The organism is Janthinobacterium sp. GW821-FHT03A03 (assembly GCF_059421435.1).
Map to the genome: position 1 here is coordinate 275,646 of NZ_JBWKUZ010000004.1, position 23,005 is coordinate 298,650.

At 63.0% G+C, this 23,005-nt stretch carries 18 protein-coding genes and 2 riboswitches; of the genes, 8 read left to right on the forward strand and 10 right to left on the reverse strand.

The features are described 5' to 3' along the window. Positions 1-36: 36 nt before the first annotated feature. Positions 37-801, forward strand: a complete 765-nt coding sequence (locus tag AC07VI_RS12100; RefSeq protein ID WP_086145239.1) for a flagellar brake protein — start codon at positions 37-39, stop codon at positions 799-801. Between the two features lie 135 nt (positions 802-936). On the opposite strand, the gene def is transcribed toward AC07VI_RS12100, so the two are convergent. The 7 genes from def to AC07VI_RS12135 form a co-directional block, all read right to left on the reverse strand. Next, a complete protein-coding gene (gene def, locus AC07VI_RS12105) occupies positions 937-1,473 on the reverse strand; it encodes a peptide deformylase (protein ID WP_086145240.1) in 537 nt (178 codons plus the stop codon). Then, positions 1,470-2,363: a UTP--glucose-1-phosphate uridylyltransferase GalU gene (gene galU / locus AC07VI_RS12110; protein ID WP_086145241.1), complete on the reverse strand. Its 894-nt coding sequence runs from the start codon at positions 2,361-2,363 to the stop codon at positions 1,470-1,472. The genes def and galU overlap by 4 nt, the downstream gene beginning before the upstream one ends. A gap of 25 nt (positions 2,364-2,388) precedes the next feature. Then, a complete protein-coding gene (gene ligA / locus AC07VI_RS12115; RefSeq protein WP_086145242.1) occupies positions 2,389-4,740 on the reverse strand; it encodes an NAD-dependent DNA ligase LigA in 2,352 nt (783 codons plus the stop codon). A 14-nt stretch (positions 4,741-4,754) separates the two neighbouring features. Continuing rightward, positions 4,755-5,930, reverse strand: a complete 1,176-nt coding sequence (locus tag AC07VI_RS12120) for a cell division protein ZipA C-terminal FtsZ-binding domain-containing protein (protein ID WP_086145243.1) — start codon at positions 5,928-5,930, stop codon at positions 4,755-4,757. Beyond that, positions 5,927-9,454, reverse strand: a complete 3,528-nt coding sequence (smc, locus tag AC07VI_RS12125; RefSeq protein ID WP_086145244.1) for a chromosome segregation protein SMC — start codon at positions 9,452-9,454, stop codon at positions 5,927-5,929. The genes AC07VI_RS12120 and smc overlap by 4 nt, the downstream gene beginning before the upstream one ends. Positions 9,455-9,644: 190 nt before the next feature. Beyond that, the gene (locus AC07VI_RS12130; RefSeq protein WP_492993739.1) at positions 9,645-10,280 is read right to left on the reverse strand and encodes a phosphatase PAP2 family protein; all 636 of its coding nucleotides are present in this window, start codon (positions 10,278-10,280) and stop codon (positions 9,645-9,647) included. A gap of 162 nt (positions 10,281-10,442) precedes the next feature. Continuing rightward, complete coding sequence (locus tag AC07VI_RS12135; protein WP_226935576.1) at positions 10,443-11,015, reverse strand: ATP-dependent Clp protease proteolytic subunit; 573 nt, start codon at positions 11,013-11,015, stop codon at positions 10,443-10,445. 169 nt (positions 11,016-11,184) lie between these two features. Then, a riboswitch (glycine riboswitch) is annotated at positions 11,185-11,271 on the forward strand. A gap of 28 nt (positions 11,272-11,299) precedes the next feature. After that, positions 11,300-11,406, forward strand: a riboswitch (glycine riboswitch). Positions 11,407-11,479: 73 nt separating this feature from the next. Between AC07VI_RS12135 and gcvT the strand changes: the two genes are divergently transcribed. From gcvT to gcvP, 3 genes are all read left to right on the forward strand, one after another. Further along, positions 11,480-12,601, forward strand: coding sequence for a glycine cleavage system aminomethyltransferase GcvT (gene gcvT / locus AC07VI_RS12140; RefSeq protein ID WP_086145247.1), 1,122 nt, complete (start codon positions 11,480-11,482; stop codon positions 12,599-12,601). A 71-nt stretch (positions 12,602-12,672) separates the two neighbouring features. Beyond that, positions 12,673-13,053 (forward strand): glycine cleavage system protein GcvH, encoded by a 381-nt coding sequence (gcvH, locus tag AC07VI_RS12145; RefSeq protein ID WP_086145248.1) that lies wholly within the window; start codon positions 12,673-12,675, stop codon positions 13,051-13,053. 118 nt (positions 13,054-13,171) lie between these two features. After that, positions 13,172-16,072 carry an aminomethyl-transferring glycine dehydrogenase gene (gene gcvP / locus AC07VI_RS12150; protein WP_086145249.1) on the forward strand — a complete coding sequence of 967 codons (2,901 nt, stop codon included), beginning with the start codon at positions 13,172-13,174 and terminating at the stop codon, positions 16,070-16,072. Positions 16,073-16,316: 244 nt separating this feature from the next. Here gcvP and AC07VI_RS12155 read toward each other — a convergent pair whose 3' ends face one another. Next, entirely contained in the window at positions 16,317-16,475 is a 159-nt protein-coding gene (locus AC07VI_RS12155; protein WP_157792492.1) for a hypothetical protein, read from the reverse strand. Between the two features lie 163 nt (positions 16,476-16,638). Here AC07VI_RS12155 and AC07VI_RS12160 point away from each other — a divergent pair, with 163 nt between their 5' ends. Together AC07VI_RS12160 and AC07VI_RS12165 are read left to right on the forward strand one after the other, a co-directional pair. After that, positions 16,639-17,856 (forward strand): Bcr/CflA family efflux MFS transporter, encoded by a 1,218-nt coding sequence (locus AC07VI_RS12160; RefSeq protein ID WP_492993736.1) that lies wholly within the window; start codon positions 16,639-16,641, stop codon positions 17,854-17,856. Positions 17,857-17,878: 22 nt separating this feature from the next. After that, entirely contained in the window at positions 17,879-18,481 is a 603-nt protein-coding gene (locus AC07VI_RS12165) for a TetR/AcrR family transcriptional regulator (RefSeq protein ID WP_086145251.1), read from the forward strand. 174 nt (positions 18,482-18,655) lie between these two features. Here the strand turns inward: AC07VI_RS12165 and AC07VI_RS12170 are convergent, their stop codons facing one another. After that, positions 18,656-19,018, reverse strand: a complete 363-nt coding sequence (locus AC07VI_RS12170) for a hypothetical protein (RefSeq protein WP_099420451.1) — start codon at positions 19,016-19,018, stop codon at positions 18,656-18,658. A gap of 119 nt (positions 19,019-19,137) precedes the next feature. Between AC07VI_RS12170 and AC07VI_RS12175 the strand changes: the two genes are divergently transcribed. After that, positions 19,138-19,281: an EspF repeat-containing protein gene (locus AC07VI_RS12175; RefSeq protein ID WP_367301823.1), complete on the forward strand. Its 144-nt coding sequence runs from the start codon at positions 19,138-19,140 to the stop codon at positions 19,279-19,281. A gap of 112 nt (positions 19,282-19,393) precedes the next feature. On the opposite strand, the gene AC07VI_RS12180 is transcribed toward AC07VI_RS12175, so the two are convergent. Then, positions 19,394-19,747 carry a hypothetical protein gene (locus AC07VI_RS12180; protein WP_139842453.1) on the reverse strand — a complete coding sequence of 118 codons (354 nt, stop codon included), beginning with the start codon at positions 19,745-19,747 and terminating at the stop codon, positions 19,394-19,396. A 553-nt stretch (positions 19,748-20,300) separates the two neighbouring features. On the opposite strand from AC07VI_RS12180, the gene mgtA reads away from it, so the two are divergent. Then, on the forward strand, positions 20,301-22,985 hold the full coding sequence (mgtA, locus tag AC07VI_RS12185; RefSeq protein WP_099376074.1) for a magnesium-translocating P-type ATPase: 2,685 nt from the start codon (positions 20,301-20,303) through the stop codon (positions 22,983-22,985). Positions 22,986-23,005 lie beyond the last annotated feature (20 nt).

Genomic DNA, 23,005 nt, shown 5'->3' on the forward strand with positions numbered 1-23,005 from the left:
CTATTCCCCATTAGAAATTACAAGAGATACGCCGTCGTGAACGATCCCATTCCTAATCCCCTGCGCAAAGGTGCGCCCAGCCTGGCCGACGTGGCCGAGCCGATGGAGCCCGGCACCAAGCCGCACCACATGAGCGATCCGTGGGATATCGGTGAAACCCTGTGCAGCCTGGCTGATAACGGCGACGCCATTTCCATCTATCCCACCGACGGAGACGACGTCATCATGGCGCGCATCCTGTCCGTCGACGACGACTTGCCGCAATTCGTGCTGGAACTCAATGAAGGCGCCACCTTGCCCGAAGGCGGCGCCACCTTCGTGTCCTGGGTACAAAGCGCCAAGCTGCAATTCACCATCAACGGCGAATGGCAAGCCTATCCCGAGCGGCCCAACGTCTACCTGACGAACTTCCCCAGCCATTGCCTGGTGCTGGAGCGGCGCGAATCGACGCGCCTGGAAACGCCGCTGGGCGTGTACTACCTGGCTGCCTTCGTGCTCGAAGGCCGTCCGTACGAATTGCAGCTGTATGATTTCTCCGCCGGCGGCATCGGCATGCGTGCCCACCCGCGCGACACGGTAGGCCTGTACGTGGGCCGCAAGCTGTCGCGCGTGCGGCTGGAGCTGGGGCCGGACAAGGTCATGATCGCCGACCTGGAAATCCGTTTGTCGCGCACCTTCCGCTCCTTCCTGCTCGGTGAACAGGTACAGATCGGCTGCCGCTTCCTGAACCTGACGGACACGATGCGCGAAGAATTGAAAAACTTGCTCGACAACCTGGGCAGCAGCCGCAAGGTGCGTTAGTTTTGCAGATTTGCTTCAGGCATAAAAAATGGCCGCCCAGCTGATGCTGCGCGGCCATTTTTCTACTCATTCACTGCTACCGCCAGCAACATTTGGACTCTGACCCGCCGGGTCAGCCCCCAGGTGAAGCAGCAATTAATCGTCGTCGCTTGGATCCAAATCAGGAAACATGACGTCCGTATAGCCGAATTGCGTAAAATCAACAATACGCATCGGATACAGGATGCCGTGCAAATGGTCCACCTCATGCTGCACCACGCGCGCATGGAAACCGTCGCAGTCGCGGCTGATGGACTGGCCGAACTGGTCCACGCCTTCATAGTGCAGCTCGCTCCAGCGCGGCACGCTGCCGCGCAGGCCCGGCACGGACAGGCAGCCTTCAAAGCCCTCTTCCTTGCGTTCCGACAAGGGCGTCAGCACAGGATTGATCAGCACGGTTTCCGGCACTTGCGGCGCGTCGGGATAGCGCAGATTCTGCTTGAAGCCATAGATCACCAGCTGCAGGTTGACGCCGATCTGCGGCGCCGCCAGGCCCGCGCCGTTGGCGGCGTGCATGGTGTCGAACATGTCGGCGATCAGCGCGTGCAATTCGGGCGTGTCGAACTCGCGCACGGGTTCGGCCATGCGCAGCAGGCGCGGATCGCCCATCTTGAGAATGTCGCGTACGGTCATTTTGCGTCCAGCACAGATTGCAGTTGTTGCAGATAATCACGAAAGGCAGCGCCCGTTTCCGGATGCTTCATGCCCATCGCCGTCGTCGCCTTCAGGTAACCGAGCTTGGAGCCGCAGTCGTAGCGCTGTCCCTTGTAGCGGTAGGCCAGCACGCGCTCTTCGCGCATCAGGGCGGCGATGCCGTCCGTCAACTGGATTTCGCCGCCGGCGCCCGTGCCCAGGTTTTCCAGATGCGCAAAGATACGGCTGCTCAGCACATAGCGGCCCACCACGGCCAGGGTCGACGGCGCCATTTCCGGCGCCGGTTTTTCCACGATGGCCGAGACCAGCTCCAGGTCAGGCTGATAATGCTGGGCGCTGACGATGCCGTATTGCTTGGTTTCCGCGCGCGGCACGTCCTGCACCGCCAGCAGCGAGCAATTCTCGTACTGGAAGACGTCGGTCATCTGCGCCAGCACGGGACGCGCGCCCTCTTCCACATCCATGAAGTCGTCGGCCAGCAGCACGGCGAACGGCTCGTCGCCGATCACGGGGCGGGCGCACAGCACGGCGTGGCCCAGGCCCAGCGGTGCGGACTGGCGGATGTAGATGCAATTGATGTGCTTGGGGATGACGTTCTGCACCATTTCCAGCAACTGGCGCTTGCCGGCCGCCTCCAGTTCCGTTTCCAGCTCATAGGCCGTGTCGAAATGGTCCTCGATAGCGCGCTTGTTGCGGCCCGTGATGAAGATCATTTCCGTGATCCCCGCCGCCACGGCCTCTTCCACCGCGTACTGGATCAATGGCTTGTCGACGATGGGCAGCATTTCCTTCGGTTGCGCCTTGGTGGCGGGCAAGAAACGACTGCCCAGGCCGGCGACGGGAAAGACTGCTTTTTTGATTTTTTTCATGGGTCTATCTGTCATATTTTAATGATTAGTCTTGCGCGAGCAAGGCCAGCAAACCAGCCTCGTCGAGTATGGCCACTCCCAGTTCCTGGGCCTTGAGCAACTTGCTGCCGGCGTCCGATCCTGCCACCACATAGCCCGTCTTCTTCGACACGGAACCGCTGACCTTGCCGCCGGCCGCCTCGATCAGCTCCGCAGCCTCGTCGCGGCTCATATTGGGCAAGGTGCCCGTCAGGACAAAGGTCTTGCCGTCCAGTTTGCCGCCAGATGCTGGCTGTTCCGGCAATTGTGACAGTAATTCATTGCGCAGGGCGTCCAGTTGAGCAAGCAGCTTGACATTGCTCTCATCGGCCAGCCATTGGGCCAGCGATTCAGCCACGGCGGCGGGCAAGCCCGCGTGGAAACTGGCGCCTTGCGCCGCCAGGCTGGCCAGGGTCACGCCCCGCTCCACCAGCTGCTTGCTGCGCGGCTCCGTCAGCTTAGGGATGCCGATGGCCGCCAGCAGCCTGGTTTGCTCCAGCTGCGTGCGCAGCTTGGCGCTGGGCGCATGTTCGCCCTGCGGCGTGACGCCGGCATCCAGCAAGGCTTGCAGCGCCTGCTGATTCTTTGCCTCGGCAAAGAAATCGGCAATCGATTCCGCGACGGTGCCGCCGATGTCGGGCAGCACGCGCAGCAAGGCCGCCGGCGCCCGGCGCACATAGTCCAGGCTGCCGAGCCACTCGGCCAGGGTCTTGGCCGTCGACTCGCCCACGTGGCGGATGCCCAGCGCGAACAGGAAACGCTCGAGCGGCGGACGCTTGCTGGCCTCGATGCCTGCCAGCAGGTTTTCCGCCCACTTGGTGGGAATCTTGCCTTGTTGCACTGTTTCCGGCGTGGAACCATCGCGCTCGTCGGCGCGTAGCTTCATTTCCAGCAGTTTGTCCAGGGTCAAGCCGTACAGGTCGGCCAGGCCATGCACGTATTCGAGTTCGACCAGGGTATCGATATAACGTTCCCCCAATCCCTCGATATCCATCATGCGGCGGCCCGCGAAGTGGCGGAACGCTTCCTTGCGCTGGGCCGAGCAGAACAGGCCGCCGGAGCAGCGGGCGATGGCCTCGCCCTCTTCGCGCACCACGTGCGAGCCGCACACGGGACAGCTTTCCAGCATCCTGAACGGCAACGGGGCCGGTTCAGGGCGCTTATCCAGCACCACGGACAGCACTTCGGGAATCACGTCGCCGGCGCGGCGCACGACGACGGTGTCGCCCACGCGCACATCCTTGCGCAGCACTTCATCCTCATTGTGCAAGGTGGCGTTGGTCACCGTCACGCCGCCGACGGACACGGGCGCCAGGCGCGCCACGGGCGTCATGGCGCCCGTGCGGCCCACCTGGATGTCGATGCCCAGCACCACGGTCAGCGCCTCTTCGGCGGGAAACTTGTGCGCCAGCGCAAAACGCGGTGCGCGCGAGACAAAACCCAGTTGCTGCTGGTCTTGCGTCGCATTGACTTTATAGACGACGCCGTCGATTTCATACGGCAAGGCCGGACGGCGCGCGCCGATATCGGCATAGTAGGCCAGCAAGCCCTGCGCGCCCTGCACCACCTTGCGCTCCTTCGACACGGGGATGCCCAAGGTCTCGTACCAGTCCAGCAAGGCCGAATGCGACACCGGCATGGCGGCGCCGTCGAGGGCGCCGATGCCATACGCATAGAAGCGCAGCTTGCGCTGCGCCGTAATGCGCGAATCGAGCTGGCGCAGGCTGCCGGCCGCCGCATTGCGGGGATTGGCGAATTCTTTCTGGCCAGCATCACGCTGGCGCTGGTTCAGGCGGGCAAAGTCGGCCTTGAACATCATCACTTCGCCGCGCACGTCCAGCAGCGCCGGCACATGCTTGCCGTGCAGGCGCAAAGGGATGCCGGCAATGGTACGGATATTTGCCGTCACGTCCTCGCCCGTGGCGCCGTCGCCGCGCGTGGCCGCCTGCATGAACAGGCCATGTTCATAGCGCAGGTTGATGGCCAGGCCGTCGAATTTCACTTCGGCCGCATAAGCGACCTCTTCCCCGTCCAGTTCCAGGCCCTCGCGCACGCGGCGGTCGAAGTTGACGATATCGTCGTCGGTGAAACCATTGTTGAGCGACAACATCGGCACCGCGTGCGTGACTTGCTCGAATTGCGGCAGCGGCGCCGCGCCCACGCGCAAGGTGGGCGAATCCGGTTGCAGCAACTCGGGATGGGCCGCTTCCAGCGCCTGCAGCTCGGCAAACAGCTTGTCGTACTCGGCGTCGGGGATGGTGGGATTGTCGAGCACGTGGTAGGCGTGCAGATGCCGGTTCAGCTCGGCAGTGAGTGCCAGGACGCGCGCTTGCGCATCCTGGTTGGTCGGATCAGTCATTATTGCGGGATTCTTCAGCTAAATAAACGCAGGGCGCGGGTGGAACCGGCCGGAATGTCGGCCGCGTCCATTTCCTGGTAAAACTCTTGCACCTGGCCGGCGATCTCGGCCAGCGCCGCATCCGACAGGGCCTGGTTGTAGTCGTCGACGATGGTCGCGTCCAGGCGGCCCACCAGCGCACGGGCGCAGGCCACCATGGCGCCAAAACCGTCGCGCGCGGGGGCCACGCAAGGCACGTCCAGCAGCAAGGTCAAGCGGGGCGTCGTTTCCTCGGCCAGGGTAACGTTCGTCGACAGCGAGAACAGATGGCCGCCGTCGCCGTCCGGCATGACGAAGCGGCCGTCGGGACGCACGTCGAAGCCTTGTTTCTCCAGTGCAACGAGCAAGGTGGAAATGGCCCACGGCGCGCCGTTCGTGTGCAGGTTCACACCCAGCTGGGCGTCGTGGCCGGCGACGAAGCGGTGCAGATTGCGCGCTTCGGCCATCACTTCCATCATGTCGGGCACTTCCGGCTCGGCGCCGATGTCGTCGGCCACGCCGCGCAAGCGCGTGACCAGTTCCGAGTACTCGAGTTCATTCAAGGCCGTGCTGCGGCTGGCCAGCTGCACGCCCCCCTGCATCCTGGTGTAGACACCGCCATGCGTGATCGGTTCCCAGTCGCCATTCACGTGCAAGCCGATGAAGTGCACGGGCTTGTTGCCCACCAGGCGCAGGGTTTGCAATACGGGCAGGATCTTGTCGCCGCGCACGGGCGCTTCCAGCGACAAAGGCAACAGGCAATCGATCAGCGGGTCGACCAGGCTGGTCGCCTGTTCGCTGGCCGCGCTCACTTCTTGCACGGGTTCGGCAGCAGGCGCCACGGCGGGCGCAGGAGCCGGCTCGGCGGCGCCGGCCAGCGACGGCTCCGCATGCACGGGAGCATCGGGCACGGCGGTGGCCGGCGGCGCGCCGAACGACGGCTCGGCCTTGGCGGCGGGCGCCGCGTCAAAGCGCGGTTCCTGGCGCAAGACAGGTTCCTGGACATCCGCCACGGGGGCGTCGCCATCGCGCATCAGCACGTCATCATGGTCGGTGGAAAATGCGCGCTCCACGCTTTTCTTGGCCTTGTATTCCTGCCATTTGTTGTAGGAGAAAACACCGACGATAAACACGCCGCCGGCGCCGAACAAGGTAATTTGGAGATCTGTCATGCTGCTTGTGCCTCGGTAGCAAAATTTGCGGCGGACTCCATGTCCACCGCCACGATGCGCGATACGCCCTGCTCCTGCATCGTCACACCGATCAATTGATGGGCCATTTCCATCGCAATCTTGTTATGCGAAATGAAAAGGAATTGGGTCTGGTCGGACATGCGCTTGACCATGCGGCAGAAGCGTTCCGTGTTCGAATCGTCCAGCGGTGCATCGACTTCGTCGAGCAGGCAGAACGGCGCCGGATTCAGGCGGAACATGGAAAACACCAATGCCGTCGCGGTCAGCGCCTTCTCTCCACCGGACAACAGGTGGATGGTTGCATTTTTCTTGCCAGGCGGCTGCGCCATGACTTGTACACCGGAATCGAGAATCTCGTCGCCCGTCATGGTCAAGCGGGCCTGGCCGCCGCCGAACAAAATGGGGAACAGCTCGGAAAAGTGGTGGTTGACCTTGTCGAACGTGTCTTGCAGCAAGTCGCGCGTTTCCTTGTCGATCTTGTGGATCGCGTCTTCCAGCGTATTGATCGCTTCCGTCAGGTCGGCATTCTGGGCGTCGAGGAAATTCTTGCGCTCGGACGCCTGCGCCAGCTCGTCCAGCGCGGCCAGGTTGACGGCGCCCAGCGCCGTGATGGCGTTGGTCAGGCGCGTCACTTCGCCCTGCAGATACGATGGCCGCATGTCCGGGTGCAATTTTTCCGTCAGGACAGCCTCGTCGGCGCCCGACTCCAGCAATTGCTGGGCGAACTGCTCCTGGTTCAGGCGCGCGGCTTGCTCCTTGAGCTGCATTTCCATGATCTTGTCGCGCTGCGGCTGCAGGCTGCGTTCCGACTGCGTGCGCGCGTCTTCGGACAACCGCAGCTGCTGCGTGATCTGGTCCAGCTCATGGCGCGCATCGGCCAGCGCCCGTTCCTGCGTGGTGCGGCGCTCGAGCAGATCCTGCAGGCCGTCGGCGGCCGCGCCGCTTTCCAGGCTGGCCAGTTCCTGCTGGCCCGCTTCCAGGCTTTCCGTCACCTGCCGGGCCTGCGTACTGGCCGTGGCGATATTACGGCGCAATTCCTCGATCTTCGCGCGGTGGGCTTTTTCCGCGTATTCCGTATCCTTGGCGGCCCGCTCCAGGTCGCGCAAGGCTTCGCGCGCCTCGGCCAGACGCTGTTCCTTCTGCAGGAAATCCGTGTGGCCGTCTTCGTGCGCTTCCTGCAGGTTGCCCAGTTCCATGTCCAGCTGTTCGAATTTCTCTTCCGATTCGGCCTTGATCTGCTGCTGCTCGGCTTCCTGCGCGGCAATTTCCGCCAGGTCGGCGCCGATCTGCGTGCTGCGCTGGTTGAAGCGCGCTTCCACTTCCGACAGTTTCACCACGTCCAGTTGCAGAGTATGCACGGAAGACGTCAGCTGCTGTATGCGCAAGCGCAAGTCCGACAGGTTGCGCGTCAAATTCGCCACCGCCGCGTCGGCCCGCACGGAACGGGCGCGCGCCTCTTCGGCCAGCAATTGCTGGGCGCGCAGCTGCTTGCCGATATTGTCGATTTCCTGCTGGCGGCCCAGCATGCCCTCCTGCTCCGAATCGGCCGCATAGAAGCGCACGCTGGTGGCCGTGACCACATGGCCCGCGCGCGTGACGAAATAGCCGCCCGGCGGCAATTTACTGCGCTCGGCCAGCGCCTCGACCGCGTCTTCCACGGCATAGGCGTTGTACAGCCAGTCCTGCAGCAAGCCGCGCAAGCCCGGATCGTTGAGTTTAAGCAAATTCAGGAAAGGCTTCAGGCCCGCCACTTCCGGCACGGGCAGCGGCGCCACGGTGGACGGCGCATACAGGGCCAGCTTGGCCGGCGGCGCGTCCGCAAAGAAAGCCTTGGCCCAGTCGATGTTCGACAGTTGCAGGGCCGACGTGCGCTCGCGCAGGATCGATTCCATGGCCGCTTCCCAGCCCGCCTCGATCTGCAGCTTTTGCCACAGGCGGGGCAAGGTGTCGAGCTCGTGCTTTTTCAGCCAGGGCTGGACCTTGCCCTGGGTCTGCACGCGTTCCTGCAATTGTTTCAAAGCGGAAAGACGCGCTTCCAGCTGGGCGTTGGCGGCCGTTTCGGCATTGACCTGCGCCTGCGCCTCGGCCCGCTCCTGCTCCAGCTTCGGCTGCTGCTCCAGCGCTTCTTCCAGATAAAAACCCTGTTCTTCCAGCGCCTGCTGCTTTTCTTCCAGCTGCAATTTCAGGTTTTCCAGGTGGCTGCTGTCCGGCAGGCTCAGGCTGTTCTTTTCCTGCTGCAGGCGCTCGCGGCGCGTCAACAGGCTGGCCAGGATGTTGGAGGCATTGCGCTGGTGTGCCGATTCCAGTTCCAGCTGCTGCTGGGCTTGCATAATCCTGGCCCGCGATTCCGTGCTCCTGTTTTGCGCGGCGCGCCAGGCGGCGTCCAGCTCGGGCAATTGCTCGCCCTTCTGTTCGGCCATCATTTGCGATTGTTCAACCTTGGCGGCCAGCTCTTCAAGGTGGAATTCCGCCTCCTCGATCTGTTCCTGGTATTCGCCGCCCTGGCGGCTCCACTGGTCGCGCTGGGCCGTCAGGGTGGCCAGCTGGGCCTGCAGGCGCGCGCGCGATTCGATGACGAACTTGATCTGCGCTTCCAGGCTGCCGATTTCCGCATTCGTCTGATACAGATGGCCCTGCGCCGTATGCAGGCGGTCGCCCACGGCAAAGTGCGCCTGGCGCATCTGCTCGAGGGTCAGCTCCACGTTGCGCAGCTTGGCCGTCTGTTCTTCCAGGTCCGTCTGCGCCTGTTCCACTTCGCGGAAATAGCGCGTCTGCTCGTTTTGCGCCTCGTTCTTGCGCAACAGCCACAGCAGTTTCTGCTTTTCTTCCTGGTCCGCCTGCAAGGCGTGGAAACGCGTGGCAACAGCGGCCTGCGCTTCCAGTTTTTCCAGGTTGGCATTGAGTTCGCGCAAGATATCTTCCACGCGCAGCAGGTTTTCGCGCGTGTCCTGCAAGCGGTTTTCCGTCTCGCGGCGGCGTTCCTTGTATTTCGACACGCCGGCTGCTTCTTCGAGGAAGACGCGCAATTCTTCGGGGCGCGATTCGATGATGCGCGAAATCATGCCCTGGCCGATGATGGCGTAGGCGCGCGGACCGAGGCCCGTGCCGAGGAAGATGTCCTGGATGTCGCGCCGGCGCACGGGCTGGCCGTTGATGTAATAGGTGGAGGTGCCGTCGCGCGTCAGCGTGCGCTTGACGGCGATCTCGGCGTACTGGCCCCACTGGCCGGACGCCTTGCCGTCGTTGTTGTCGAACACCAGTTCCACGGAAGCGCGTCCGGCGGGCTTGCGGTGCGTGGAGCCGTTGAAAATGACGTCCTGCATCGATTCGCCGCGCAATTCCGACGCTTTCGATTCGCCCAGCACCCAGCGCACGGCGTCGATGATGTTCGACTTGCCGCAGCCGTTAGGTCCGACCACGCCCACGAGCTGGCCTGGCACCTGGAAATTGGTGGGATCGACAAAAGACTTAAATCCCGACAACTTGATGGAAGAGAGACGCACGTGTTTTAGAGTTCCTGGCCTATGCTGGCCGTTGAGACGGGTGAACCCGGTTCATATTCAGTTGATGGTCACCGTGGTCACCATTGCGACGGCAGCCTGGCCGCTCGCCACGAAAAAGTGGTTCATCATACCATTTCCTGATGCTTTTCTGGCCAAAAAACAGCAGTGTCAGGCGCCAGCCGGCAGCGCTTCACCGGGCTGGCCGGCCATCCTGCGCCAGTTTCCAGTCGGCGCGGGAAAAAACACGCTCGTGGCCGGACAGCACCATGGCCAGTTTCTGCAGCCATCGCTCGGTCGGCATGGGCTCGGCCTTGAAGCTGAGCACCACCATCAGCGCCAGGCTGGCCAGCGCCAGCGCGTGGCTGACGGCGATATTGACGGCGCCGCGGGCATGCCACATGAAGCCCAGCGCCACCGCCAGGCCCAGCACGCAGCCGCTGGCGGCTTCCGACACGCTGTGCGCATGCACGACCACGCGGGAAATGGCCACCAGCACGGCAAAGGCCACGCCGACGAGCACGCCGGCATGGCGCCAGCGGCCATCGGCCCGCTGCAGCAGGACGTACATCAGGACGGGAAACACGGCGCCGGCGCGCATGGCATGGCCGCTGAAGCCGGTGAAGTCGAGCGCGCTGCTGCCCACGCCCCAGCTCATGAAGGCGAGCTTCGACAGCACCACGAGGGCCAGGCCGCCGCCGTACCACAGGCTCCATCTGAGCACCAGCTTCCACTGGCGCGACACCAGCAGCCACACGGCGATCGCCACCCCCGCCGGCCCCATGACGGCCATATCGGCCGCAAAAGAAATCCCATTCCACCAAGTCATCGTGCCTGCACTTATTTCATGATCAGCGTGCACTATGCCACGACTGGCCCCGCTTGCGCCCGGGTTTTCGTCAACGACGGGCAAGAATTACATTCCATTACAATTTTCATCTTTGAAATTGCCGCATGCAAACATTCTCGCGGCAGCCGCACGGGCGGCGCGTCAGATATTCGTCAGGCGCTTGCCCTTGGGCGGCGCAAAATCGCGGATCGATGCGATCAGGCCCACCTCCAGCGCCTGGTCGGCCGTCAGGTGCAGGTCGGAATACGCGTGCACCTGCCACTGCTCGTCCGTCAGGCTGACGTGGCCGCGCAGGATGCGCTCCGTGCGCATGTCGTCGGCGCGCAAGCCTTCGACGATGATGCTCAGGGCATCGGGACGCGAACCGGGCGAGGCCGTGGCATGCGATTTGTGCACCATGAAGCGGGCCGTGTCGCTGGCGTGGCGCTGGCGCCCCGCCAGGAACAGGGTCACGGCGATGGAGGCCACGGCGCCCGCGTTATAGGTAATGATGTCGAGCGGCAACTTGCTGAGAAAATTGTACAGGCAGATGCCGTCGCTGACATAACCGCCGTTCGACTGGATCAAAATGTGCGCGGTGGTGAGCTTGTCTTCCGAGATGTCGGCGGCGGCATTGAAGACGCGCCGCACCATATCGCTGTTGACGTCGCCGGAGAGGGTGAAGTACCCATGCTGCTCGGTGTTGTTTTGCGTCTCGCTTTGTGTAGTATTCATGGCAGGCACCCGCAAGAAAGCCAGGATTTCATCATAGCGCATTCCTGCGCGGCCGGGCGCCCTTTTGCAGCGGAACAGCCCCCTTGCCAGCCCCGCAAACCGGGGCTTTTGCTGCAATTTGGCAACGTCTTTACAGATTGACAGAAACACCCTGCTGGCATATATTCCCTCCACTTGATCGGGAGAGGGCAATCCAGCGTTGCCGCCGAAGGGGCACTACCCAAAAACTCTCAGGCAAAAGGACCGATCAGGCGGACTGAAGCTGTTGCTTTGGCGACATGTTTCAGCTCAACTCTGGAGAGCGGCCGCGGCTTTACGCCGGCGGCCCACCGAAGGGGCGCACGGGGCAAGCCCCCGTAATCTCTCAGGTACAAAGGACAGGGGGGTCAGTGATCACGCCGGAAAGCCGTGTTGGGCTCTGTGTGTTCTGTTAACTTCCCCTTTACCTTCGTCCCGAGGATTCCATGACGCTCAAAGCGACCCCACTCAACAACGCCCACCGTGCCCTCGGCGCCCGCATGGTCGATTTCGGCGGCTGGGACATGCCCGTCAACTATGGCTCGCAAATCGAAGAGCACCACGCCGTGCGCGGCGACGCCGGCATGTTCGACGTGTCCCATATGTGCGTGGTCGATATCGAAGGCCCGAACGTGCGCGCCTTTTTGCGCGGCTTGCTGGCCAACAACGTTGACAAGCTGCAAGTGTCGGGCAAGGCGCTGTACTCGTGCATGTTGAATGCCGAAGGTACCGTCATCGATGACCTGATCGTCTACTTCTTCAACGAAAACTGGTTCCGCCTCGTCGTCAACGCGGGCACGGCTGAAAAAGACGTGGCCTGGATGCAGCAGCAAAATACAGCCGCCAACAGCGGCTTGACGATTACCGAGCGCCGCAGTGCCAACGATCCGATGGCCCTGGTGGCCGTGCAAGGCCCGAACGCGCGCGCCAAGGTGTGGCAAGTGCTGCCGGAAACACAAGCCGCGTCCGAAGCCATCAAGCCGTTCAACGTCGTCATCGTCAAGGACACGGCCTTCGGCGAAGTCATGCTGGCGCGCACCGGCTACACGGGCGAAGACGGTTTTGAAATCGGCGTATCGGCCACCCGGGTGGAAGCGCTGTGGAACGCCCTGATCGCCGCCGGTGTCAAGCCGGCCGGCCTGGGCGCGCGCGACACCCTGCGCCTGGAAGCGGGCATGAACCTGTACGGACAGGACATGGACGAGACCGTCAACCCGCTCGACGCGGGCCTGGCATGGACCATCGACCTGGTCAGCGAGCGCGACTTCATCGGCAAGGCAGCCCTGCTGGCGAAAGGCCAGAACGCGCAATTCGTCGGCCTGATCCTGCGCGAAAAAGGCGGCGTGCTGCGCGCCCATCAAAAAGTCATCATCGCCGGCAGCGACGCCACGGGCGAAATCACCAGCGGCACCTTCAGCCCGACCATGCAGGAAGCGATTGCCCTGGCGCGCGTGCCCAACGGCGTGGCAGTGGGCGACACCGTGCACGTGGAAATCCGCGGCAAGCAGCTGGCCGCTTCCGTCGTCAAGCTGCCTTTCGTGCGTAACGGTAAAATCCTGGCTGCGTAAGGTTTTATAGAGCCGCCCGCAAGACCGTACAACTATAATCAATAACGAACACTTACCATCTGGAGCCACACATGAACATTCCTGCAGACCTGAAGTACACCGCTTCCCACGAATGGGTACGCCTTGAAGGCGACGGCACCGTCACCGTCGGCATCACCGAGTACGCGCAGGACGCCCTGGGCGACATCGTCTTCGTCGAACTGCCAACCGTGGGCAACAGCTACGGCGCCGGCGACGACGCCGCCGTGGTGGAATCGGTCAAGGCCGCCAGTGACATCTACGCGCCGATCGCCGGCGAAATCGTGGCCGTCAACGACGCCGTGGTCAACTCGCCCGAGTCGATCAATGCCGACGCCTACGCCAACTGGCTGTTCAAGATCAAGCCAGCAGACGTGTCGGCCCTGGACGGCTTGCTCGACGCTGCCGCCTATGGCGCCACCACCAGCGCCTGATCGCGTTTGACTCACGGGCCGCAATTGCGGCCCGTTTGCATTTAATTTTGTAGCTATAACCCGCCGCCGCGCCCGCGCGCCGCATCCCGGTTTTTCAGTCTTTTTTGGCCTCTATATCATGACCCGCACCAGCCTGACCCAACTCGAAGCACGCGATGCCTTCATCGCCCGCCACATCGGCCCTTCCGCCACCGAACAGCAAGCCATGCTGGCGACCCTCGGCTATCCATCGCGCGCCGCGCTGATCGACGCCCTGGTGCCAAGCAACATCCGCAACAAGGGCGCCCTGCCCCTGGGCGCGTATTCGCAGCCGATGCCGGAACAGGAAGCGCTGTCGCGCCTGAAAGCCATCGCCGGCAAGAACCAGGTGCTCAAATCCCTGATCGGCCAAGGCTACTACAATACGTTTACCCCTGGTGTCGTTTTGCGCAACATCTTTGAAAATCCCGCCTGGTACACGGCGTACACGCCTTACCAGCCTGAGATTTCGCAAGGCCGCCTGGAAGCAATCCTGAACTTCCAGCAAGTGATCACCGACCTGACCGGCATGGGCATCTCGAACGCCTCGATGCTGGACGAAGGCACGGCCGCCGCCGAAGCGATGACCCTGATCCAGCGCGTGGGCAAGTCGAAGTCGAACGTGCTGTACGTCGCCAATGACGTGCTGCCGCAAACGCTGGAAGTGGTGCAGACGCGCGCCCAGCCGATCGGCATCGAAGTGCGCACCTTCGATCCGGCTGAAATCGAGTCGCTGGACGCCTGCTTCGGTGTGCTGCTGCAATACCCTGGCGTGAACGGTGTCGTGCGCGACTACCGCGCCGGCGTGGAAAAACTGCACGCGAATGGCGCCATGGTCATCGTCGCGGCCGACCTGCTGGCCCTGACCATGCTCACGCCGCCGGGCGAATGGGGCGCCGACGTCGTCGTCGGCAACAGCCAGCGCTTCGGCGTGCCGCTTGGTTTCGGCGGCCCGCACGCAGGCTACCTGTCCACGCGCGATGAATTCAAGCGCAATATGTCGGGCCGCCTGGTGGGCGTGACCGTCGATGCGCAGGGCAACAAGGCCTATCGCCTGGCCCTGCAAACGCGCGAACAGCATATCCGCCGCGAAAAAGCGACGTCGAACATCTGCACGGCGCAAGTGCTGCTGGCCGTGATGGCCTCGATGTACGCCGTCTATCACGGCCCTGCCGGCCTGCTGCAGATCGCCCAGCGCGTGCACCGCTTTACGGGCGTGCTGGCGGCCAACCTGAAGACCCTGGGCCACAAGGTCGTCAACGCCAGCTACTTCGACACCCTGACCGTCAACGTCGGCGATGCGGAAAAACTGCACGCGGCGGCCCTGAAGCACGGCGTCAACCTGCGCAAGATCGACGCCACCCACGTCGGCGTGTCGCTCGACGAAACCACCACGCGCGACGATATCGCGCTGCTGTGGAGCGTCTTCGCCGACGGCGTCGCCAACGCGCCTGCCGCGCCGGACCTCGATGCCGTTGAAGCAAATGTGACCAGCGCGCTGCCGGCCAACCTGGCGCGCGAGAGCGCCTACCTGACCCACCCCGTCTTCAACAGCTACCACTCGGAACACGAAATGCTGCGCTACCTGCGCAGCCTGGCCGACAAGGACCTGGCGCTGGACCGCACCATGATCCCGCTCGGCTCGTGCACCATGAAGCTGAACGCGACGAGCGAAATGATTCCCGTCACCTGGCCGGAATTTTCGAACATCCACCCGTTCGCACCTAGCGCGCAAACGGTCGGCTACCGCGAGATGATTTCGCAGCTGGAAGAGATGCTGTGCGCGCTGACAGGCTACGCGGCCGTCTCGCTGCAGCCGAACGCCGGCTCGCAGGGCGAATACGCGGGCCTGCTGGTGATCAAGGCGTATCACGAGTCGCGCGGCGAAGGCCACCGCAACATCTGTCTGATTCCCTCGTCGGCGCACGGCACCAATCCCGCATCGGCCAACATGGTCGGCATGCAGGTGGTCGTCACCAGCTGCGACGCCAACGGCAACGTGGACCTGGCCGACCTGAAGGCGAAAGCGGAAAAGCACAGCGCCAACCTGGCTTGCGTGATGGTCACCTACCCGTCCACCCACGGCGTGTTTGAAGAAGGCATCCAGGAACTGTGCGAGATCATCCACTCGCACGGCGGCCAGGTCTACATCGACGGCGCCAACATGAATGCGCTGGTCGGCGTGGCCGCTCCCGGCAGTTTTGGGGGCGACGTGTCGCACCTGAACCTGCATAAAACCTTCTGCATCCCGCACGGCGGCGGCGGACCGGGCGTGGGCCCGATCGGCGTGGGCGCCCACCTGGCGAAATTCCTGCCGAACCAGCGCTCGTCGGGCTACCAGCGCGACGCGGCGGGCATCGGCGCCGTCAGCGCCGCGCCATTCGGCTCGGCCAGCATCCTGCCGATTTCGTGGATGTACATCGCCATGATGGGCGCGGAAGGCTTGACGGCGGCGACCGAGACGGCGATCCTGGCGGCGAACTACATCGCGCGCCGCCTGGCGCCGCACTACCCGGTGCTGTACTCGGGCCACGACGGCCTGGTCGCGCACGAGTGCATCCTGGACCTGCGCCCGATCACGGACGCCACCGGCATCAGCAACGAAGACGTGGCCAAGCGTTTGATGGACTTCGGCTTCCATGCGCCGACCATGAGCTTCCCCGTGCCGGGCACCCTGATGATCGAGCCGACGGAAAGCGAATCGAAAGCGGAGATCGACCGCTTCATCGACGCCATGATCGCTATCCGCGCGGAAATCGCCAAGGTCGCCAGCGGCGAATTCGACCACGACGACAACCCGTTGAAAAACGCGCCGCACACGGCACAGGTATTGATGTCGGACAACTGGGAACGCAAGTACAGCCGCGAAATCGCGGCCTACCCCGTCGCTTCCCTGCGCCAGCGCAAGTACTGGCCGCCGGTCGGCCGCGCCGACAACGTGTACGGCGACCGCAACCTGTTCTGCGGCTGCGCACCGATCAGTTCGTACGAAGAGGAATGACGCCAGACCAAACCTACTGCGCGTCGCGCTTTGCGGCCGGCGATGCTCACCGGCTCGGCGCCCCCGTATAGAGTACGGTTGCGCTTCTTGGCCACAAGGGGGCGCCGAGCCCCACTGACGCTCGCTACGGTTTTGTCAGGTATCGAAACTCAGCAATCTAGAAATAAAATCCGGGCAAAAGCCGGGAGTATTAAATTAAAACAGAACGGCAGGCCGCAAGGTCTGCCGTTTTTTTGTGCGCGCGCTACAGCGCCAGCAAGACGGCGCCCGGCAAGCCCAGCACGGTACCCAGTATCGTCAGGCACACGACGTCGCGCCGCTCGCAGCGGCTGCGGTGCGAACTCCAGGCGGCAAACAGCAGCGCCACAGCCACGCCGCTGAGCGAGATTCCCACTTCCGTCATGTCCGCTCTCCTCGCGGATGCGGCGCACCCGTCATTGTCACGTCTCTCATCATTGTCATCCTTTGCCTTTATCGCGGTAGCTACCTATCGGTAGGTAGCCAGTGTACAATAAAAAAGACGGCGGTGTCCATGCCGCGTCTTTTGACGATATGAAGGAAATGCAATGCAGCAGCAAACCACCCTCCCCGCCGCCAGTCTCGCTCTGGCGGCGTCCCTGGCCCTGGTGGCCGTGCTCGGTCCGGCCGGCATCGACATGTACCTCGCCTCGATGCCCGCCATGGCGCGCGAGCTGCACACCTCGTATGCAAATGTGCAGCTGAGCCTGACCGTCTTCCTGCTGGCCCTGGGCGGTGGGCAGCTGTTGTGCGGCCCGCTGACGGACATGCTGGGCCGGCGCCGTCCGCTGTTGGCCGGCATCGCCGTCTACATCGCGGCGGCCGTGTGGGCGTCGCAGGCGGAACAATTACACACCCTGCTGCTGGCGCGCACGGCGCAGGGCCTGGGCGCGGCGCTGACCCTGGTCGTGGTGATGAGCATGGTGCGCGACGTGGCCGATGGCGTGCAGGCGGCGCGGCTGTTTGCCCTGTTGATGACCATCGTGGGGCTGGCGCCCGTGCTGGCGCCCGCCGTGGGCGGCTTGCTTGACGCGCATTACGGCTGGCGCGCCGTGATGCTGGCCCTGGCCGCGCTGGGCGCCTTGACCCTGCTCAATAGCGCGCTGTTCCTGCCGGAGACCCTGCCCAGCGCCAAGCGGGTCTCGCCGCGCGGCATGCACCGCACGTATGCGCGCATCGCGCTCGACCGCGCCTTCCTGCTGCCCGCACTGGCCCTGGCGGCCAGCTTTTTCTTCCTGTTCGCCTACATCGGCGGGGCCTCGCTCGTGTACCAGCGCGATTTCGGCCTGTCCGCCGGCAGTTTCGGCCTCGTCTTCGGCGCCACGGGCGTGGCCGTGCTGCTGGGCGCGATGGCCAGCGGGCGCCTCGTAAGCCGCCATGGCGTGGCGCGCCTGAGCGCGGCGGGCAGCCTGGCCATGCTGGGCGGCGCGGCACTGGCCCTGCTGGGCGCCTGGGCGGGCGCCGGCATCGCCGCCGCCGTGCCCGGCATGTTCGTGGCCCTGTTTGGCCTGGGCATGGCGGAAGCGGCACTGATGGCCATGGCCATGGGCTCGCAGCAGCGCGCGCTCGGTTCCACGGCGGCATTGCTGGGCGCCATACAGATGAGCTTATCGTCGCTGGCCACGCCGCTGGCGGCCAGCCTGTCCGAGTCGGGGCCGCTGCCGTGGCTGCTGTTCTTGACCGCGGCCGGCCTGCTGGTATCATGGCTGACCCTGGCCACTGCGCGCATCCATCCGGTCCATGCCAGCAGCCTGGGAGCGCACTGACGCCTCACCCACTCTCACCCCAATGATGAAAAAACGCTCGGCTTCGGCCGATAACATCTGCGCCGTCGCCGTCGTGCACTTTTCGGAACACGGCTACGACGCTTCGTCCCTCAGCGACATCGCCGCGCAGGCGGGCATGCGCAAGGCGTCGCTGTATTCGCACTTCGCCGGCAAGGACGCCCTGTTTCTGGACGTGTTTGCCGACGCCTTGGCCGAAGAGCAAGCCTTCATGGATGCCTGCTTCGCCGACGAGACGGCGCTGGCGGCGCCCGGCGGCCAGCTGGCCGGTTCCCTGTACTGCGACCGCATGGCGCAGCGCTATGCCGACTCGGCCCATTTGCGCTTTTTGCTGCGCACGGCGTATTTGCCGCCCGCCCCCCTGCGCGTGGAAGTGGGCACGGGTTACGAAGCCTTGCTGGCGCAATTGCAGCGGCATTACGTGGCCAGCCTGGGCCGCTGCGCGCCCGCCCTGCCGCCGCAGCGCGTCGACCTGTATGCGCAAGCCTACCTGGGCATCGTCGACAGCCTGCACGTGGAGCTGATCTACGCGGGCGGCGCGGCGCTGCAGCAGCGCCATGCGGCCCTGTGGCACATCCTGTCTGATTCGCTGGCGATGGCGGCGTAATCGGCCTGATGCGGTATAGGCTGCAGCCACTCGCTGAACGGCGAACAGGTCTGACACGAGCCGCTATTGACTCGTCGGAAGCAGCGCTTTGAACCGTCCGATAGAGTACGACTTGCTGCCGGATCTTTCGCCTGCGACGTTCCGCCTGCGCCCCAGAGCCGACACTCGCCTAACTTATGTCGAACCCTGAGCCAGTTGGTCCAGTGCCCTCAACAAAGCCAACGATGCCGCAATTTCAAAGCTTCCCTCGTTCGAATCAATAGCATGTGATGACCCATCTACTATCCGAATCAGGAGACCTTCCGTGCTGTATGTACCAAACCTTGCGTGAGGCTGGAATTGTGCCTCGATGCCTCTGTAAACCGCTGCCTTAAATTCCTCAGGGATCCTTGTAGGCGAGACTTCCCATGTGAATGAAAGCGCCGTTTGCGCCGGTTCGACTGACAGGATTACGTGACCGTAGCGATGCATGCCGCCAGCTTGTCGGACGATTAGCCCTTCTCCACGCAGTGGACCTTCAATCGCAAATCTCTTCATTGTTTAGTCACCATCGCCGTTTCCGCCACTCTGCAAAAGACCGCTCCTGGCCGCTTGCCATCGTTGGCAGGTCACGCCCTATGATGTTGAAAAACTCAGGTACGTAGACCATTAGATCAATATCCTGCCAGCCCAGCCCAGCCTGGCCTGTACCGCCGCCGGTGAACGATCACCGGCAGCCTGGCGGTCGGAGGCCTCTGGAAATCATTGCCGCTCGACTGTTTCAACACTATGGGCCGAAAGACGTCGGTTGCTGCCAATAGTGCTTGCCGTAAAACAGGCATCCACGGGATTCTACGCATGCGGAGCAGCAGCATCGCGGAAACTGGCAGGGAGCGAGAAGCTTTTGGCGAGGCGCGCCAGGCCAAAAATGGGTCAGGCATAGGCGTGCAGCACTAAAAAGCCGGCAAGCGGAACGACGGCAAACAGCACAACAACGCCAAGGCATCCTGATCTGGAGCCAGATCTGGAACCTGCAGGAGAAATGCCGCCTTCACGCTCTCGTGGCGCCCTGCCATGCAGCCATTTAAGATGACAGGGCTGACAGAAGTAGGTGGTCTTGTTGTTGCGCCAGGCTTCGATGGTTCGATCGTTGTGGCGAGCAACCGTACCGCAACGCGCACATTCAAAATGGGTTTCTTTGGGCAGTTTTCTTGAAAAGTGCTTGCCGGCCAAGAACATGACAACAAGTCCGGCTATTACTGCCCCAAAAATCAATTCCATAGACATGTAGTTTCTGTAATGCATAGCGTTTACCGTGGCTGTTTCCAGTCAACTAACATAGCCGAGCATAACGGATTGCCAAGCAGAAAGAATCACACATTGTCACAGCAAGGGGAATGGCCGCTCCGGCCCTCCCCGCACCGCGCATCAACCTTTCTTATTCGACATCTGTCGTTCGTATTTACCCACAGCCACATTACACTTTGGAAACCTAAGATTTCTTCAGTTGACACTGTTGCAGCACGTGCATAAGATGCCCCCATTATTCATTTACGGAGTCCCACGTGGGTACTTGTTCTAGTGACAGTAGCCGATCTTGTATCGGCGATTGCCTCGGCAGCTAAACAGCAAGCAACGCGGAACTCTCTTTCCTCCGTGCCTTGCTGAGCAAGGTGCGGTGTCTCGCGCGGCCAGTCCGGCTGCGCGCCTCTCCCCCCTCTTTCCGATCGCGACCGGCTACTGACCCGGATTGCCCGCCAGCACGATTGTGTCTTGGCGGCACGCAAGTCTTGCCTGCGGCTGCGCCGCCCGTCAACACCTCGTCGTGAAAGGAAGAGCAATGAATCTCTTCACCCGCTTATTCGAATCGTTCCTGCGCAAGCGCCATACGGCCGGCAACTTCCGCCGCCGCGCCATGCCGCTGGAAAACAGCACAGCCCGGCCTGTGCCCGACCACCTGGCGCGCCAGCTGCTGGCTGCCGCCCATGCAGACCTGGACAGCGCACTGAACCGCCTGCACACGCGCCTGGAAGGCTTGCGCGATGCCGAAGCGCAAGTGATCGGCGCGCAAACGGGGCCGAACGAGGTCGAGCACGAAAAACCGCTGGCCTGGTACCAGCACCTGTGGCTGTGCTACAAGAATCCGTTCAACCTGCTGCTCACCGTGCTGGCCATCGTGTCCTACCTGACGGAAGACCCGAAGGCCACCATCGTCATCGGCACCATGGTGATTTTGTCGACCCTGCTGCGCTTCGTGCAGGAAGGCCGCTCGAACCGCGCCGCCGAACGCCTGAAAGCCATGGTCAGCAACACGGCCACCGTGCTGCGCAATGGCCAGCAGGCCGAATTGCCGATCCGGCAATTGGTGCAGGGCGACATCATCGTGCTGTCGGCCGGCGACATGATCCCCGCCGATTGCCGTCTGTTGTCCGCCAAAGACCTGTTCGTCAGCCAGGCCGCCATGACGGGTGAATCCTTGCCCGTGGAAAAAATGGCCGAACTGGCCGACGCCCATGGCAAAGACCCGATGGAGCTGGCCAATCTGCTGTTCATGGGCACCAACGTAATCTCGGGCGCGGCCACGGCGCTGGTCCTGGCCACGGGCAACCGCACCTACTTCGGCACCATCGCCACGCGCGTGACGGCCACCGAGCGCACGCCGACGGCGTTCGAGGCGGGCGTCAACAGCGTCAGCTGGCTCCTGATCCGTTTCGCCCTCGTGATGGCGCCGCTGGTGTTCCTCATCAATGGCTGGACCAAGGGCGACTGGATGGAAGCGTTCCTGTTCGCCCTGTCCGTCGCCGTGGGACTGACGCCGGAAATGCTGCCCATGATCGTCACCAGCACCCTGGCCAAGGGCGCCGTGAAACTGTCGAAAAAGAAAGTCGTCGTGAAACGCCTGGACGCCATCCAGAACTTCGGCGCCATGGACGTGCTGTGCACGGACAAGACGGGCACCTTGACGCAGGACAAGATCGTGCTGGAACGCCATACGGACGTGTTCGGCCAGCAATCCGATGAAGTGCTGCAATTCGCCTACCTGAACAGCCACTACCAGACGGGCCTGAAAAACCTGCTGGACCGCGCCGTGCTCGACCATGTGGAATTGCAGACGGAAATGCAGCTGGCCCGCGATTACGTGAAGGTCGATGAAATCCCGTTTGATTTCGTGCGCCGCCGCATGTCCGTCGTTGTTTCCGAAAAGAATGACCACCATGAACTGATCTGCAAGGGCGCCGTCGAGGAAATCCTCGCCGCCTGCAGCCAGCTGCGCCTGAACGGCGTCAACGTGCCGCTCGACGCCGCCCTGCTGGACAAGGTGCTTGAAACCACGCACGGCCTCAACGCGGAGGGGCTGAGAGTGGTGGCCGTGGCCGTCAAGGAAGTGCCGCCGCACAAAACCGTGTATGGCGTGGCCGATGAAACGGCGCTGACCCTGATCGGCTATGTGGCGTTTCTTGATCCGCCGAAGGAATCGACGGCGCCCGCCCTGCGCGCGCTGGCGGAACACGGCGTCACCGTGAAAGTATTGACGGGGGACAACCACCTGGTGACGGCGAAGATTTGCCGCGAAGTGGGCCTGGCCGTGCATGGCGTGCTGCAAGGCCCGCAGCTGGACGACATGGATGACGCCACCCTGGCCAGGGCGGCGGAAGACAATACCGTGTTTGCCAAGCTCAGCCCGCTGCACAAGGAGCGCCTGGTGCGCGCCCTGCGCGGCAATGGCCATATCGTCGGCTTCATGGGCGACGGCATCAACGACGCGCCCGCCCTGCGCGCGGCCGACATCGGCATTTCCGTCGATTCGGCCGTCGACATCGCCAAGGAAGCGGCCGACATCATCCTGCTGGAAAAAAGCCTGATGGTGCTGGAAGAAGGCGTGCTGGAGGGCCGGCGCACCTTCAGCAACATGCTCAAATACATCCGCATGACGGCCAGCTCGAACTTCGGCAATGTATTTTCCGTGCTGGTGGCCAGCGCCTTTTTGCCGTTCCTGCCCATGCTGCCGCTGCACTTGCTGGTGCAAAACCTGCTGTATGACGTGTCGCAGATCGCCATTCCGTTCGATAACGTCGACGCCGAGCTGATCCAGCAGCCGCTGAGCTGGAACCCGCGCGACATCGGCCGCTTCATGGTGTTTTTCGGCCCCATCAGCTCGATCTTCGACATCAGCACGTTTATCCTGATGTGGCATGTGTTCGGCGCGAATACGCCTGAGCAGCAGACCCTGTTCCAGTCCGGCTGGTTCGTCGTGGGCTTGCTGACGCAGACGCTGATCGTGCACCTGATCCGCACGCCAAGGCTGCCCTTCATCGACAGCATCGCTTCCGTGCCCCTGCTGGTGGCGACCACCGCCATCATGGCCGTGGGTGTGTTCCTGCCGATGGGTCCGTTTGCCACCTACTTCAAGCTGCAAGCCTTGCCGTTGGGATATTTCCCCTGGCTGCTGGGCATCCTCGTCTGCTACACCGTGCTGACGACGTTCATGAAACGCGTGTATCTGCGCAAATTCGGCTGGCAATAGTATGATGAAACGCTCTTTCC

Excerpts from the sequence above, each read along its gene's own strand:
- def (WP_086145240.1), bottom strand. The coding sequence starts at position 1,473 with ATGACCGTACGCGACATTCTCAAGATGGGCGATCCGCGCCTGCTGCGC.
- galU (WP_086145241.1), bottom strand. The coding sequence starts at position 2,363 with ATGAAAAAAATCAAAAAAGCAGTCTTTCCCGTCGCCGGCCTGGGCAGT.
- ligA (WP_086145242.1), bottom strand. The coding sequence starts at position 4,740 with ATGACTGATCCGACCAACCAGGATGCGCAAGCGCGCGTCCTGGCACTC.
- AC07VI_RS12120 (WP_086145243.1), bottom strand. The coding sequence starts at position 5,930 with ATGACAGATCTCCAAATTACCTTGTTCGGCGCCGGCGGCGTGTTTATC.
- AC07VI_RS12130 (WP_492993739.1), bottom strand. The coding sequence starts at position 10,280 with ATGACTTGGTGGAATGGGATTTCTTTTGCGGCCGATATGGCCGTCATG.
- AC07VI_RS12135 (WP_226935576.1), bottom strand. The coding sequence starts at position 11,015 with ATGAATACTACACAAAGCGAGACGCAAAACAACACCGAGCAGCATGGG.
- gcvT (WP_086145247.1), top strand. The coding sequence starts at position 11,480 with ATGACGCTCAAAGCGACCCCACTCAACAACGCCCACCGTGCCCTCGGC.
- gcvH (WP_086145248.1), top strand. The coding sequence starts at position 12,673 with ATGAACATTCCTGCAGACCTGAAGTACACCGCTTCCCACGAATGGGTA.
- gcvP (WP_086145249.1), top strand. The coding sequence starts at position 13,172 with ATGACCCGCACCAGCCTGACCCAACTCGAAGCACGCGATGCCTTCATC.
- AC07VI_RS12155 (WP_157792492.1), bottom strand. The coding sequence starts at position 16,475 with ATGACGGAAGTGGGAATCTCGCTCAGCGGCGTGGCTGTGGCGCTGCTG.
- AC07VI_RS12160 (WP_492993736.1), top strand. The coding sequence starts at position 16,639 with ATGCAGCAGCAAACCACCCTCCCCGCCGCCAGTCTCGCTCTGGCGGCG.
- AC07VI_RS12165 (WP_086145251.1), top strand. The coding sequence starts at position 17,879 with ATGATGAAAAAACGCTCGGCTTCGGCCGATAACATCTGCGCCGTCGCC.
- AC07VI_RS12170 (WP_099420451.1), bottom strand. The coding sequence starts at position 19,018 with ATGAAGAGATTTGCGATTGAAGGTCCACTGCGTGGAGAAGGGCTAATC.
- AC07VI_RS12180 (WP_139842453.1), bottom strand. The coding sequence starts at position 19,747 with ATGTCTATGGAATTGATTTTTGGGGCAGTAATAGCCGGACTTGTTGTC.
- mgtA (WP_099376074.1), top strand. The coding sequence starts at position 20,301 with ATGAATCTCTTCACCCGCTTATTCGAATCGTTCCTGCGCAAGCGCCAT.